Origin of the sequence: Albibacillus kandeliae, assembly GCF_003116585.1 — a bacterium.
Taxonomy (GTDB): Bacteria; Pseudomonadota; Alphaproteobacteria; order Rhodobacterales; family Rhodobacteraceae; genus Albibacillus; species Albibacillus kandeliae.
On sequence record NZ_QEHM01000001.1, the window covers coordinates 548,716 to 563,179 of the forward strand.

Consider the following 14,464-nt stretch of genomic DNA (forward strand, 5'->3'; position numbering starts at 1 on the left):
CCCGGCTGACCCTCAGTACCCGCCGGGGCAGCAGCCGAACAGGCTGCGGATGTCGTTCTCGTGGGCGAAGGCCTCGGGGTGGAGGTCCATCATTTCGCGCACGAAGGCGCGGCGGGTTTTGTCCGTTTCGGTCTGCGGGGCGCCGGGCAAAACCCGCGGACGCGGGCGCCAGAACTGCGAGGTACCGGACGCAAGGGTGATGCGCAGGTGCTGGAACCAGGTCAGCCCCGGGACTGTGTCGAGCGATGCCATTTCTGCCTCCGCGTTGGGATGGGAACCTTACTCGAGGCTAGGTGACGCAGGGGTTTCGTGGTATCCGTTAGAATGTTGGACCGCTCTTCAGAAATGTAGAACGTCATGCTGAACTGGTCGGACATCCGGGTCTTTCTGGCCGTCTGCCGAGACGGCTCCACGCTCGCGGCATCGCGGCGGCTTGGGCTGTCGCAGCCCACCGTGGCGCGCCGGATCGAGGCGCTGGAGCACGATCTGGGGCTGCTGCTGTTCGAGAGGGACACGCGCGGCTTTCACCCGACCGCCGCCGCGCGCCAGCTGATGGATCATGCCTGCCGAATGGAGGAGGCGGCGCAGGCGCTGGACCAGGCGGCGCATTGTGCGCGGAGCCTGCGCGACGGGGCGATCCGGATCACCGCGCCCCGGAGGAACTTTTCGCCGACCTTCTCGTCGATCCTTGCCGAGTTTTGCCGCCTGCATCCCAGCGTGCGGTTCGAACTGATATCGAGCTACGAGGTGCTGGACCTCGTAGCCGGTGAGGCGGATGTCGCGATCCGCATCTCGCATGCGGTCCGGGACGACCGCTTGATCTGCACGAAGCTGACCGACGTGAAGTCGACGCTCTTTGCGTCACGCGCTTATGCGGACCGTTACGGTTTGCCGCGCTCGCCAGAGGAGTTCGCGGGGCACCGGTTCGTCGTCTTCGACCCGGCACCTCCGACCATGCTGCTGAACGACTGGTTGCTCCGCCGGATCACGCCGGAGCAGATCGTGACACGTTCAAGCGACACGGAGTCGATGACCGCGAGTATCGAGGCGGGTCTTGGGATCGGGCCGGTTCCCGTTGCCTTTGCGTTTGATTATCCGTCGCTGGTGCGCTGCTTCGATCCGCCGGAGGGAACCGATGTCTCCTCGTGGCTGCTGATCGGGCCGGATGCCTATCGCCGGGCGGAGGTGCGCGCCTTTGCTGCGTTCTTTGCACCGCGGTTCCGGGCGGCCTATCGGGCGATGGCGGTGCAGGCCTGTTGCCAGCAACGCTATCCGGGCGTCGCGGGGCCGGGGGCCTAACGGGATCAGCTGTGCGGACAGTCAGGAAACGCGGTGAGTTTCCACAACAGGTTCCGACAAATGTGAAACTTCCATTTGACGACGCGGGGCCCCGCTTGGACATTGCCTGCATGACGCGGCCCTGATCCGCGACGCCCGTAGTATGGACCCGAAATGCCCGACGCCGCCCGTCTTGTCGCTGCCTTCTCGCTCGCGCTGATTGCCTTCATCGTCTCGGGGCAGGTCATGCCCCTGATGGAGGAAGGCATGGACTTTGGCTATTTCACCCCGGTGAACATGGTCATCGGCCTGCTGTGTGGCTGGGTCATCATGGGCAAGCGCGCCGGGCGCGGGATCACACCGGCGATCAACACCGGCCTGACGGCGGTGATCGTCATGGTCCTGTGGGCGCTCTTCGTTCAGGGCTTCTACGAGATGCTGCGGCGCGCCGTGCGCAGCCGCTACGACAACCCCATCGATGCGCTCAGCGCGGCGTTCCGACTGTCTGCGGATTATGCACTTACCATCATGGTGCCCAATATCCTGATCACGCTGCTGGTCGGGGCCTTGCTGGCGGGGCTCGCCACCGAATATGCATGGCGCACCTGGCGCTGACTCTTCCTCCCCGCTGACAAGGAGACGCCGTAGTGGCCGATCTATTCTTTTACGGAACCCTTTGTCATGTCCCGTTGCTGGAGCGGGTTCTGGGCCGCACCGACCTGAACCTCGCCCCGGCGGTGCTGGAGGGGCACTCTGCCTATTGGGCACGGGACGAAGCCTTTCCGGTGATCCGGGCCGAGGCCGGGGGGCGGGCCGAGGGGCTGCTGGCGCGCGGGCTGGGCGATGGCGACGTGGAGCGCCTTCGGTTCTACGAGGGGGCCTTTGACTATGGGCTGCGCCCGGTGCCGGTGCGCGCCGGTGCGGCGGAGGTGGAGGCGCAGGTCTTCTTTCCCGCCGAGAACCGGTGGCCGGTGGGTGCGCCGTGGTCGCTGGCGGACTGGGCCGGGAGATGGGCCGACCAGCAGATGCGCGCCGCCATCGAGATCATGGCGTGGTTCGGGCGCATGGACGCGGCCAAGATGGAGAAGCGGTTCGTGCCCATCGCCATTCGCGCGCATTCATGGATTGCCGCGCAGGGCCGTCCCGCCGATGCAGAGCGGGACCTTGCGCAGGACGTGGTCGTGCATACGCACCGCAGACCCTACGTGAACTTCTTCTCGATCGAGGAAGTGGACCTTCAGTATCGCCGCCACGACGGCCAGATGAGCCCGGTCCTGAACCGGGGCGCCTTCATGGTGGGCGAGGCGGCGGTGGTTCTGCCCTATGACCCGGTGCGCGACCGCGTGCTGCTGGTCGAACAGTTCCGGGCGCCGGTGTACCTTGCGGGCGACCGTGCGCCCTGGGTCTGGGAACCGGTGGCGGGTCTGGTCGATCCGGGGGAAACGGCGGAAGAGGCCGCCATGCGCGAGGCGGAGGAAGAGGCGGGCCTGACGCCCCACCGGCTCGAGAAGGTGGGAGAGGCCTATTCCTCGACCGGGGCCTCGAACGAGTACCTCACGCTCTATGTCGGCATCTGCGATCTGCCGGACCTGCCCGAGGGGGGCGGCGGCGTTGCGGGCGAGGGCGAGGATCTGCGCAGCCGCCTGCTGAGCTTTGACGAGCTGATGCAGGGCGTGGACGACTGCACGTGGCGCGACATGCCGCTGGTGACGACCGCGCTGTGGCTGGCGCGGCACCGCGACAGGCTGAGAAATAAAGGATAACGTTTGCGGGAGCGGGCCGGGGGCCGGATTTCGTCCGGTTGTCGGGCCTTGGTGCCTGCCATATGTCGCCGGTCACGGCCCGGCGGCGGACAGGCGTTCGGCGTGGCTTTGCCGCCGGTCTCTTGAGGTCCCGCGAAACCGGGGCTACAGGTGTAAGTGACTGATCAGGAGGAGCGTTTCATGCGCATTGCAAACGATCTGGCCGAGGCCGTCGGAAACACGCCGTTGATCCGGCTCCGCCGCGTCAGCGAGGACACCGGGTGTGACATCTACGGCAAGGCCGAGTTCCTCAACCCGGGGCAATCCGTGAAGGATCGCGCCGCGCTGTGGATCATCCGCGACGCCATGGCCAAGGGCCAGCTCAAGCCGGGTGGAACCATCGTCGAAGGCACCGCCGGGAACACCGGGATCGGCCTCGCGCTGGTGGGAGCCTCGATGGGGTTCAAGACGGTCATCGTCATTCCCGAGACCCAGAGCCAGGAAAAGAAGGACATGATCCGGCTGGCCGGGGCCGAACTGGTCCAGGTGCCGGCGGCGCCCTACAAGAACCCGAACAACTACGTCCGTTACTCCGAGCGGCTGGCCGAGCAACTGGCGCAGTCCGAGCCCAACGGCGTGATCTGGGCCAACCAGTTCGACAACGTGGCGAACCGTCAGGCGCATATCGACAGCACCGGGCCCGAGATCTGGGAACAGACCGAGGGCAAGGTCGACGGTTTCATCTGCTCGGTCGGTTCCGGTGGAACGCTGGCCGGGGTCGGCATGGCGCTGCAGCCCAAGGGCGTGACGGTGGGGTTGGCCGATCCGATGGGGTCGGGGGTCTATTCGCTCTACAAGGACGGCGAGGCCAAGCCCGAGGGCAGCTCGATCACCGAGGGCATCGGACAGGGCCGCATCACCGCCAACCTCGAAGGGTTCCGGCCCGACATGATGTACCAGATCCCGGACGAGGAAGCGCTGCCCTACGTCTTCGACCTGCTGACCGATGAAGGTCTCTGCGTCGGCGGCTCCTCGGGCATCAACATCGCAGGCGCCGTGCGCATGGCGCGCGAGATGGGCCCGGGCAAGACCATCGTGACCGTGCTGTGCGACTATGGCACCCGCTACCAGTCCAAGCTGTTCAACCCGGAGTTCCTGGCGGACAAGGGGCTGCCGGTTCCCACCTGGCTCGACCGCGCCCCCGCGTCCATTCCCGGCGTGTTCGTGGACGGCTAACATGAGCGCTGCGCGCCCGATTGCGCGTTTCGGGGGGCTTCTCGTCGCGCTGATCCTGTGCCTGTTGGCCTCGGTCAGCCTAGCCGAGACCGCCCCCGACATGGCCGCCTGGCAACAGCTGGCGGACAAGGCCGAGCAGGCGACCGAGGCGGGCGACGCCTCGGACGACGTGCTCGATTCGATGCGCAGCGACCTTGCGAACTGGCGCGATACCTTCCTTGCGTCGTCCAGCCAGAACTCTGACCGGATCGCCACCCTGCAGGCGCAGATCAGCGCGCTGGGGCCGGCCCCGAACACCGAGAACGGCGAAGCGCCGGAATCGCAGGACGTGGCGGAGCGGCGGGCGCAGCTGAACAAGCAGCTGGCCGACCTGCGGGCCCCGGTGATCGCGGCGGAAGAGGCCTATCGCCGTGCCGACGGGCTGATCCGCGAGATCGACAACCTGATCCGCGAGCGGCGCACCGACCAGCTTCTGGAACTGCAGCCCTCACCGCTGAATCCCGCCCGCTGGACGCCCGCGGCCGAGGTGGTGGCCCGAACCTTCTCGGAGATCGTCGAGGACACCGTCGCACAGTGGCAGTCCGACGAGCGCCGCACCGAGATGCGCAACAACCTTCCGGTGGTGGTGGTGCTGGCGCTGCTGGGGCTGGTGCTGATCCTGCGCGGCCGCGCCTGGGCCACACATATCGTGACATGGCTGAGCAAGCGGGCCCGTCGCGGTACCGGCGTCTGGCGTTTCCTCGTATCGCTGGGCCAGATCGTCCTGCCGCTGGCGGGGCTGATCCTGCTGATCTCGGCCTTTCAGATCACCGGCATGGTGGGGGACCGGCTGGAACCCTTCGTGATGCGGATGGCCAGCTGGGGGACGACGATCCTGCTGATCTGGTGGCTCGGCGACCAGGTATTCTCGCGCGATGATGACGTCGCGACCGTGTCGCTGGAGTCGTTCCGGCGGGCCGAGGCCCGGTTCTATTCGCTGATCCTGGCTGTCTGCCTCGTGGTGCACGACTTTGTCAGCCTGCTGAGCGAGTCCGGGTCGCTGACCGAGGCGACGCGCTACCTGCTGGATTTCCCAGTCGTCTTCGTATCGGGGATGACCCTGTTCCGTCTGGGCCAGATCCTCGCCAAGGTGCAGGTCTCGGCCGAGGACGACGAGCAGACCTTTACCGGGCGGGTGATCTGGCTGATCGGCCGCGCGGTGATGGTGATCGGGATCGTGGCGCCGCTGCTGGTCGGGATCGGCTATGGCGCTGCGGGCACGGCGCTGGTCTATCCGGCGGTGAACACGCTGCTGCTGCTCGGCCTCGTCAGCGTGCTGCAGCGGCTGGTCTTCGACGTCAACGCATTGGTCACCGGCCCGCGCGAGGGCGAGCAGGGCGGGCTGGTGCCGGTTCTCGTCGGCTTCCTGCTGAGCATCTGCGCGCTGCCGTTCCTTGCCCTGATCTGGGGGGCACGCGTCACCGACCTGACCGAGGTCTGGGCCCGTTTCCGCGAGGGGCTGGTGATCGGCGACACCCAGATCTCGCCGACCGACTTCGTGACCTTCGCGGTGATCTTCGCCATCGGCTACATGATGACCCGCCTGCTGCAGGCCGCGCTGCGGACATCGGTCCTGCCCAAGACCCGGATCGATCCGGGCGGCCAGACCGCGATACTGTCGGGCATCGGCTATGTCGGGATTGCGGTGGCGGGGCTTGCCGCCATCACTACGGCGGGAATCGACCTGACCGCGCTTGGCTACGTGGCCGGGGCGCTCTCGGTCGGGATCGGTTTCGGCCTGCAGAACATCGTGTCGAACTTCGTCTCGGGGATCATCCTGCTGATCGAGCGGCCGATCGCCAAGGGCGACTGGATCGAGGTCGGCGGCCAGATGGGCTACGTGCGTGACATCTCGGTCCGCTCCACCCGGATCGAGACCTTCGACCGGACCGATGTCATCGTGCCGAACTCCGACTTCATCTCGGGCACGGTGACGAACTACACCCGGGGCAATACCATCGGCCGCGTGATCGTGCCGGTGGGCGTAGCCTATGGCACCGATACCCGAAAGGTCGAGAAGATCCTGCAGGAGATCGCGGGGGCGCATCCCATGGTGCTGGCGAATCCGGCGCCCAACGTGGTGTTCCGCGCCTTCGGGGCGGACAGCCTGAACTTCGAGATTCGCGCCATCCTGCGGGACGTGAACTGGGTGCTGGCGGTGCAGTCCGAGATGAACCACGAGATCGCCCGCCGTTTCGGCGAGGAAGGCATCGAGATTCCCTTTGCACAGCGCGACATCTGGCTGCGCAACCCGGAGGCCCTGCGCGCCCCGCCGGTGGCGCCGCCGCCGGCTGCCGTGGCCGAAGACGAGGGCCCGCGTACCAAGGGCGCGCCCGACGCGCCGCCCGAGAAGGACGCCGAGGGCGAGGCCGACGACGACTGACGGGGCGGGGCGACGCCCCGCTGCGTTGCCCTTGCCGCCAGCGACTGCCAGAGCCGACACGAGAGGCGCCCGGCAGGGGCGTCTGCGGGCATTGTGGCGCCGACCATCATGGGCTGCGCTTGGGGAGGCGGAAAATTTTGCGTCTTTCCCGTCAGATTCCGGCATTTCCGATCTTGCATTGCCCGTCCCGATCCGGCACATAACCGCCTCACGGAGAGGTGGCCGAGTGGTCGAAGGCGCACGCCTGGAAAGTGTGTAGGCGGGAGACCGTCTCCAGGGTTCGAATCCCTGTCTCTCCGCCATCATCACATCACACGTGAGTGGCAAGGTCCCGGTCGGGGCCTTTTTTCTTGCCGGACGAGAGGGGTTTGAAGACAGAACTCACCGTTCCGTCAGACGATCTTCGCGTGGAAACGCTCTCCCGCCGCGCATAGTCTCTTTCCACCAGCAATTCACACTCGGTAAGACGACTGTTCTGTGGGATCAGACTTGATCCGATCCAAACCGAGATGGAGTCGAAGGGGCGGCTGGGTACGTACGGCTCTAGAGAGCTGGGCGAAGTTGTTGATGACAAACGCACTTTGCGCTCATAGCCTGGCGCAATGTCAAACGGGCCTTGGACAGATCAAGAGAATGACCTGATCGTCGCGGATTACTTCGCGATGCTGTCCGACGACATCTGTGGCCGCCCTTACAACAAGGCAGCGCACCGGCGTGGGTTGTTGCCGCTGCTCAATGACAGGTCTGAGGGTTCAGTCGAGTTCAAGCATCAGAATATCAGCGCGGTCCTTAAGGGGCTCGGCGAGGACTGGATCTCGGGCTACAAGCCTGCCTTCAATTTCCAGATGACGCTTGTGGATGCCGTGGCGCGCTGGCTGGCGATGAATCCAGTTTGGCTTGGTCGTCATGCCGCTGCGCCTCCGCCGACCGGCCTGGCCGAGGCCGCGCCGATTTGGATTGGGCCACCGCCGACGCTGTCCAATCAGCCACCGCCGCAGGAACTTGAGCAGATGCTGCACATCGCCCGCAAGTTCGACGTGGCGGCTCGGGACGAGCGAAACCGTGCCCTCGGCCGTGCCGGTGAGGAGCGCGTGCTTGCCCACGAACGTGCGGTCTTGACCTCTTTGGGGCGCGATGACCTGGCCAATGAAGTGCGTTGGGTGTCGGAAGAAGACGGTGACGGCGCTGGTTATGATATCTCGAGTTTCACTCCGGAGGGCGCGTCACGGTTAATCGAAGTCAAGACCACGAACGGATGGGAGCGCACTCCGTTTCACATCAGTCGGAACGAGCTTGCGGTCGCAGAGGAACGACGCTCGGAGTGGTCCCTAGTCCGCCTCTGGAACTTCTCGCGTGAACCCAAGGCGTTCGAATTGCGTCCGCCTCTGGATGCGCACGTCACACTGACGGCCACGTCCTTCCAGGCAATTTTTCAGTAAGCACTTCGCGGCGCTCTTAGTACTCTCATTCAGCGAAGACATTTCCCAACCCGGCTACCTATGCGCGCGTTCAACGGATCAGGTCCGCGCGGGTTCCTTGGCGGTGGCGCGGTCGATCATTGGCTGGAACAGGTGGTGGAAGGCGGCGGTGGAGGGTTCGCCCTGGATCTCGCCCCGGCGGAGGTTCTGGCGCAGGGCCACTCCGTCGAATGCCAGCATCAGGGCCTGGGCCAGCGCTTCGCGTTCGTCCGCGGTGCTGGCGGGGACGGCGTCGGCGATCATTACCCGCAGTCGCTCCATCGTCCAGTTCAGCAGGGTGGAGCTGTAGTTGTCGGTGGGCTTGGCGGTGGCGAGCGCCTGAACCAGCGTCAGGGTCTGGCCGCTGTGATCGGCGGCGATGCCGTTCAGCAGGCCGGTGACCATCGCTTCCAGCTTGGCTTCGGCGCCACGTGTGGCGCCGACGTTGCTCTCGAGTTCGATCATCTTGGCGCGCATCCACGGGTCGAAGACCGCGAAGGCGATTTCGATCTTGGACGCGAAGTAGACGTAGACGTTGGACTGCGAAGTATTGGCCGAGCGCGCAATCGCGCTGATCGTCGTCGCGATATAGCCCTTTTCGGTGAACAACGTGTGGGCGGCGTCCAGGATCGCCTGTCTGACCTGCTCGCTTTTCTGACGCGCCATTGGGTGGTTCTCCTTCTGCTCGGTAAACGAATGACATTCGCTATTGACAGAATCAAGCGTTTTGCGACTGATTAAAGAACGTCATTCGTTAATGCGCCGATAGAGCGCGGAACCAACCGGGAGCCCTTAATGCACAGAGTCTGCAGCCACCCGAGATCTGTCTTCACGGCATCGCCCCGCGCGATGGCCGGGAAAGCGGCGCAATGAAGATCGCCGGAGAATTCGAGATCGACGCGCCGCGCGCCGAGGTCTGGGAAAAGGTGCGCGATCCGCAGGTGATGGTGCAGTGCATTCCGGGCTGCGAGGGAATCGAGCAGATCGACGCCACGACCTACCGATCGCAGGTCTCGGTCAAGGTCGGGCCGATCAAGGCGACCTTCAACCTCAAGGTCGAAGTGGTGTCGGAAGAGGCTCCGCATACGGTCCTGTCGCGTACCTCGGGTGAAGAGGGCACGCGCGCCAGCGTGGTGTCGTCGGAGAATGTGTTGCGGTTGGCCGAGACGCCGGAGGGCGGAACGCTGGTCAGCTACGAGGCCGATGTCTCGATGACCGGGCGCCTTGGCAAGTTCGGGCTCGGCATCTTTCGCAAGAAGGCGGATCAGCTTGCCGGGGTCTTTGTCGAGAACTTCCGCGCAAAGCTGGGGGTGAGCGCATGACCGAGCTTCTGTTTCCGACGACCGTGGAAGAGGCCGTGGCCCTGCTAGCCGCGCACGAGGACGCGCGCCCGATTGCCGGGGGCGCCACGCTGGTCGCAATGCGCAACGCCGGGCTGGTCGAGTCCACGCACCTTGTCAGCCTTGACCGGATCGCGGGCCTTGCCGGGATCGTCCGGCTGGAGGACGGGCGCATCCGCATCGGCGCGATGACCAAACATGCCGAGACTGCTTCCTGCGAGATGCTCTCGGGGTCCCTCGAGGTGTTGCGCAAGGCGGCGGGCATGATCGCCAACCGCGTGGTGCGCAACATGGGCACCATGGGTGGGTCGGTCGCCAATGCGGACCCGGCGGCGGATTACCTGCCCGCACTGGCCTGCTGCGACGCGGTGCTGACCATCGCCGGACCGGGGGGGACCCGCGAGGTCTCGATCCTGGATTATGTCGAGGACTGGTACGAGACGGCTTTGGGCGAGGGGGAAATCATCACCGCCTTCACCTTGCCCGCGCCCTACGCGGCGGCGTCGTCCTATCGCAAGATCGCCCGTGTATCGGGGGACTTTGCCACTGCCTCCTGCGCGATGGCGCTGGAGGCAGACGGGCAGGGCGTGCGGGTTGCCATCGGCGCCTGCGGGCCGGGACCGATCCGCGACCCCGAGGCCGAAGCGGCCCTGTGCGGGCATCTCGGGGACCCGGAGGCTGTTGCGACGTTTGCCAAGGCGCTCGCCGATCAGGCCGACCCGGTGGACGACGTCCGGGGCAGTGCCGAGTACCGGCTGCAACTGATCCCGCGTCTGATTTCCGGGGTTCTGAACGACATTTCCAAGGAGACGGTCTGATGGCGAAGAAGATGCTGCACAGCCTTACCCTGAACGGTGAAGAGGTCGAGGTGGCCTCGGCCCCGGAGGCGACGCTGCTGGAAACCCTGCGCGAGGACCTGCGGGTTCTGAGCTCGAAGCGGGGCTGCAATCAGGGCGTCTGCGGGGCCTGCACGGTGATCATCGACGGCAAGCCGGTGCGCTCGTGCCTGACGCTGACCGCGCGCTGCGAGGGGCACGACGTGCGCACGGTCGAAGGGCTGAGCGATGACCGCATTCTGAACGCGCTGCAGAAGCACATGGTCGAGGCTGGGGGCGTGCAATGCGGCTTCTGCACCGGCGGCATGCTGATGTCGGCGCGCAACCTGCTGGCGGAGGTCCCGCGCCCCAGCCGCGACGCGGTGAAGTCGGCGCTTTCGGGCAATATCTGCCGCTGCACCGGCTATCGCACCATCGTCGACGCTGTCTGCGGCGCGGCAGAGGAGCTGGCGCAATGAGCCTCGATCAGCCGAACCCGAGTTTCACCGGCGGCGCCGTTGGCAAGTCGGTGCCCAAGGTGGACAGCCTCGAGAAGGTGCAGGGCCGCGCGGAATACATCGCCGACCTCTATCGCCCCGGGATGCTGCATGGCGCGATCCTCGCCAGTCCCTATCCGCATGCGCGGATCCTTGGCTATGACCTGACCGAGGCGTTGGCCGCGCCGGGCGTTGTCGCGATCATCACCGGCGATGATGTCGGCGAGGGGCGGATGGGGGCCTTCATCAAGGACGAACATGCCATCGCCAAGGGTAAGGTGCTGTATGTTGGTGAGCCGGTGGCCGCTGTCGCCGCGCGGACCGAGACGGAGGCGCGCGCCGCCTGCCGTCTGATCCGGGTGGATTACGAGGAACTGCCCGCGATCCTGTCGCCCGAGGAGGGGCTGGAGGAGGGCGCGGCGATCCTCCACGAAAAGCTCGCCGACTATATCAAGGTGTTCGACGCCGGATCCGAAGGGAACCTCTGCAGCCGGACCGAACTGTCGGAAGGCAACGTGGATGGCGCCTGGGCCGGTTGCGATGTGATCGTCGAGGGCGAGTACACCACCCAGCCGCAGGCGCATGTGTCGATGGAGCCCTGCGGGGCGCTGGCTGAGGTGGATGCCAACGGACGGGTGACGCTGTGGTCGGCCAACCAGTCGGTGTTCCGGGTGCAGGCCAATGTCTGCGAGAGCCTGTCGTTGCCGATGTCGAAGCTGCGCAGTCTGACGCCGCGCGTGGGGGCAGGGTTCGGCAACAAGATGGAGCCGCATATCCAGCCGATCACCGTGGCGCTGGCGATGAAGGCGCAGCGGCCGGTGAAACTGATCCTGACGCGCGAGGAAGATTTCGAGATGGTCCGGGCCCGACACCCGTTCAAGGTGCGGATGAAGACGGGGGCCAAGAAGGACGGCACGCTGGTGGCCCGGCATTGCGAGGTTCTGGTGGACTGCGGCGCCTTTGCCGACGACAGCCCGGGGGTGATGGGCTATGCGCTGCTGATGTGCGGCGGGCCCTATCGCTTCCCGCACATGAAGGCCGAGGGCAGGCTGGTCTACACCAACAAGCTGCGGTTCGGGGCCTTCCGGGGTTTCGGCAACCCACAGGTGCTGTTCGCGGGCGAGCAGCAGATCGACCAGATCGCTGAGCGGATCGGCATGGATCCGTTCGCCATTCGCCGCAAGAACATGGTGCGCGAGGGAGACCGTTGGTTCGTCGGGCCGGAGATCGCCTCGAACGGGCTGGCCGGATGCCTCGACGCGGTCGAGCAGGCGGCGAAGCTGCCCCGTGCGGATGGTTCGGCGCGCAACTTCGGGCTGGCGGTCACGGCGCATATCTCGGGCCTGCTGGGCACCGGGGCCATCGTGAAGATGCTGGAAGACGGGACCATCTCGCTCAACACCGGGGCGACGGATATCGGGCAGGGCTCTGACACCGTGCTCGCCCAGATCTGCGCCGAGGAGCTAAAGCTGCCCTTTGACCAGGTCGCGGTGGCGAGCCCCGATACGGACGGGTCGCCCTACAACTGGGGCACCACGGCCTCGCGCGTGACCTACACCACGGGCCGCGCGGTGAAGGCGGCGGCGAAGAAGGTCGTCGATCAGGCGATGGAGCAAGCGGCCGAGATGCTGGACTGCGACGTGGACGAGCTGGAACTGCGCGAGGGCGGGCGGATCGGCAAGGTCGGGTCCAACAGCGACGTGACATTTGCCCAGATCTCGGGGCGCGCCCACTGGGCCGTTGGCGGGCCGCTTGTCGGCAGCGAGACGCTGGTGTTCGACCAGCCGACCCATGACCCCAAGCGCGCCATCGCGCTCGGCCTGCCGTTCCCGCGCATCGGCGTGTTCAGCTTCGCCGCGCTTGGCGTCGACGTCGACATCGACGAGGTGAGCGGGCAGGTTTCGGTGCGCGAGGCTTGGTCAGCGGCGGATGTCGGACGGGCCATCAACCCCAAGCTCGTCGAGGTGCAGCTTCACGGTGGCTTTGTTCAGGGCCTTGGCTACTCGCTCTTCGAGGAAATGGTCTGGGACGGGCCGCGCCTCGCGAACCCGTCGCTCATGGACTACAAGGTGCCGACCATGCGGGACGTGCCCGATGCGATCCACACCTACATCATCGAAGACCCGGACCCGACCGGCCCCTTCGGCGCCAAGGGCGCGGGAGAGATCGGGCTGAACGCGGCCCCCGGCGCGCTGGCAAATGCCGTCGCGCAGGCCACGGGGTTCCGGCACAACCACCTGCCGCTGACTGGCGAGCGGGTGCTGAACGGCATGCTCGCGGCGGAGAAGACCTGAACCGGCCCCCGCCAGGACGCGAGTGACAAGACATAACAAGCAACCCAACAGGAGTGACACCATGAAGACAACAAGGAGACTGGCCTGCGCCGCCCTCGGCGCCGCAGCGGCGCTCTCGGTCGCGGGCGCGGCCTGGGCCGCCGACCCGATCCGCATCGGCTATTCCATGGCGCGCACCGGCATCTTCGCCGCCGCCGCGCCCTCGCAGGAAAACCCCTACGAGCTGTGGAAGGAACAGGTGAACGCGGCTGGCGGCCTCGAACTGCCGGGCGGCGAGAAGCGTCCGGTCGAGTTCGTCAGCTACGACGACCAGTCGAACCCTGCCAATACTGTGCGCATCTACGAAAAGCTGATCACGCAGGACAAGGTCGACCTGCTGGCCGCACCCTGGGGCACGCCCATGCACCTCGCGCTGGCGCCGGTGCTGCAGCGCTACAAGTTCCCTATGGTGGGCAACACCGCCGCTTCGGTGCAGCTGCGCAAGGTCGCGCCGGGTTACATCTGGTTCCCGACCTCGGCCATTCCCGATGCGATGGGGCCGGCGCTGGCCGAGATGATGGCCGCGAACGGGATCACCTCGGCGGCGATCATCGCCAACGAACTGCCCTACGCACAGGAGTTCCGCAGTTTCCTCCTGCCCGCACTGAAGGAGAAGGGCATCGAGGTGGTGATGGACGAAAGCTATCCGCCCGATATCAAGGACATGACCAGCAGCCTCGTGCAGATCCGGGACAAGGCGCCTGACGCGGTGATCGCGATGACCTATCCCTCGGATGCCTTCCTGTTCGCGGGTCAGGCCAAGGAACTGGGCCTCAAGTCTCCCTTCGTCCTGTCGCTGATCGGGCCCACCATCGACGCCTATCGCAAGGTGTTCGGCAGCGCGGCGGACGGGATCATCGCCTCGGCCCACTGGTCGCCGGAAGCCACGGAATGGACCCGCGGCAAGGCCTTCTTTGACGCCTATGTGGCCAAGTTCGGCGAAGAGCCCGACGCGCTCGACTCGGCGCTGTCGTACATGTCGCTGGAGATCCTCCAGCAGGCGGTGGCCAAAGCCGGTCTGGACCACGAGGCGCTGCGCGAGGCGATCGCCACCGGCACCTTTGACACCATCAACGGCGAAGTGAAGTTCGACGGGGTGCAGAACGACGTCACCCCGACCGGGTTCGTCCAGATCCAGGACGGCAAGATCGAGCTGGTCTGGCCGGAGTCGATCAAGACATCGGACTACCAACCCAAGCAGGGCTGGTAGGTCGCTGCGGCCGGGTTCTTCCGGCCCGGCCGCTAAATCACCGAACGAACGGCCCGGGGCGCAGCTCCGGGCAAGGAAGACCGCCTCCACATGGCGCACCGGGCCACCGGCACGTCGCGGGGCCGCTTACCAGA

General features: G+C 66.1%; 13 protein-coding genes and 1 tRNA gene. 12 read left to right on the plus strand and 2 right to left on the minus strand.

What is annotated here, in order from left to right; genetic code table 11:
- Positions 1-12 precede the first annotated feature (12 nt).
- Complete coding sequence (locus DDT93_RS02615) at positions 13-252, minus strand: hypothetical protein (protein ID WP_109464229.1); 240 nt, start codon at positions 250-252, stop codon at positions 13-15.
- Between the two features lie 105 nt (positions 253-357).
- Between DDT93_RS02615 and DDT93_RS02620 the strand changes: the two genes are divergently transcribed.
- The 7 genes from DDT93_RS02620 to DDT93_RS02650 all read left to right on the plus strand — a co-directional run bounded on the left by DDT93_RS02620 (position 358) and on the right by DDT93_RS02650 (position 8,117).
- A complete protein-coding gene (locus DDT93_RS02620) occupies positions 358-1,299 on the plus strand; it encodes a LysR family transcriptional regulator (protein ID WP_109464230.1) in 942 nt (313 codons plus the stop codon).
- A gap of 153 nt (positions 1,300-1,452) precedes the next feature.
- Positions 1,453-1,893, plus strand: a complete 441-nt coding sequence (locus DDT93_RS02625; RefSeq protein ID WP_109464231.1) for a TrgA family protein — start codon at positions 1,453-1,455, stop codon at positions 1,891-1,893.
- A gap of 32 nt (positions 1,894-1,925) precedes the next feature.
- Positions 1,926-3,041: an NUDIX domain-containing protein gene (locus tag DDT93_RS02630; RefSeq protein WP_109464232.1), complete on the plus strand. Its 1,116-nt coding sequence runs from the start codon at positions 1,926-1,928 to the stop codon at positions 3,039-3,041.
- A gap of 180 nt (positions 3,042-3,221) precedes the next feature.
- A complete protein-coding gene (locus tag DDT93_RS02635; protein ID WP_109464233.1) occupies positions 3,222-4,256 on the plus strand; it encodes a cysteine synthase A in 1,035 nt (344 codons plus the stop codon).
- Position 4,257: 1 nt separating this feature from the next.
- Positions 4,258-6,678 (plus strand): DUF3772 domain-containing protein, encoded by a 2,421-nt coding sequence (locus DDT93_RS02640; protein WP_112314407.1) that lies wholly within the window; start codon positions 4,258-4,260, stop codon positions 6,676-6,678.
- Between the two features lie 212 nt (positions 6,679-6,890).
- Positions 6,891-6,980: transfer RNA gene (locus DDT93_RS02645), tRNA-Ser, on the plus strand.
- Positions 6,981-7,280: 300 nt separating this feature from the next.
- Positions 7,281-8,117, plus strand: a complete 837-nt coding sequence (locus tag DDT93_RS02650) for a DUF3883 domain-containing protein (protein WP_109464234.1) — start codon at positions 7,281-7,283, stop codon at positions 8,115-8,117.
- Positions 8,118-8,195: 78 nt separating this feature from the next.
- Here the strand turns inward: DDT93_RS02650 and DDT93_RS02655 are convergent, their stop codons facing one another.
- Positions 8,196-8,801, minus strand: a complete 606-nt coding sequence (locus tag DDT93_RS02655; protein ID WP_109464235.1) for a TetR/AcrR family transcriptional regulator — start codon at positions 8,799-8,801, stop codon at positions 8,196-8,198.
- A gap of 203 nt (positions 8,802-9,004) precedes the next feature.
- On the opposite strand from DDT93_RS02655, the gene DDT93_RS02660 reads away from it, so the two are divergent.
- From DDT93_RS02660 to DDT93_RS02680, 5 genes are all read left to right on the plus strand, one after another.
- The gene (locus tag DDT93_RS02660) at positions 9,005-9,457 is read left to right on the plus strand and encodes a CoxG family protein (protein WP_109464236.1); all 453 of its coding nucleotides are present in this window, start codon (positions 9,005-9,007) and stop codon (positions 9,455-9,457) included.
- Positions 9,454-10,293: an FAD binding domain-containing protein gene (locus tag DDT93_RS02665; protein WP_109464237.1), complete on the plus strand. Its 840-nt coding sequence runs from the start codon at positions 9,454-9,456 to the stop codon at positions 10,291-10,293. The genes DDT93_RS02660 and DDT93_RS02665 overlap by 4 nt, the downstream gene beginning before the upstream one ends.
- A complete protein-coding gene (locus tag DDT93_RS02670) occupies positions 10,293-10,769 on the plus strand; it encodes a (2Fe-2S)-binding protein (protein ID WP_198654752.1) in 477 nt (158 codons plus the stop codon). Before DDT93_RS02665 ends, DDT93_RS02670 begins: the two co-directional genes overlap by 1 nt.
- Positions 10,766-13,081: a xanthine dehydrogenase family protein molybdopterin-binding subunit gene (locus DDT93_RS02675; protein WP_109464238.1), complete on the plus strand. Its 2,316-nt coding sequence runs from the start codon at positions 10,766-10,768 to the stop codon at positions 13,079-13,081. The genes DDT93_RS02670 and DDT93_RS02675 overlap by 4 nt, the downstream gene beginning before the upstream one ends.
- A 61-nt stretch (positions 13,082-13,142) precedes the next feature.
- Positions 13,143-14,330 (plus strand): amino acid ABC transporter substrate-binding protein, encoded by a 1,188-nt coding sequence (locus DDT93_RS02680; RefSeq protein WP_109464239.1) that lies wholly within the window; start codon positions 13,143-13,145, stop codon positions 14,328-14,330.
- The last annotated feature ends 134 nt before the right edge of the window (positions 14,331-14,464 follow it).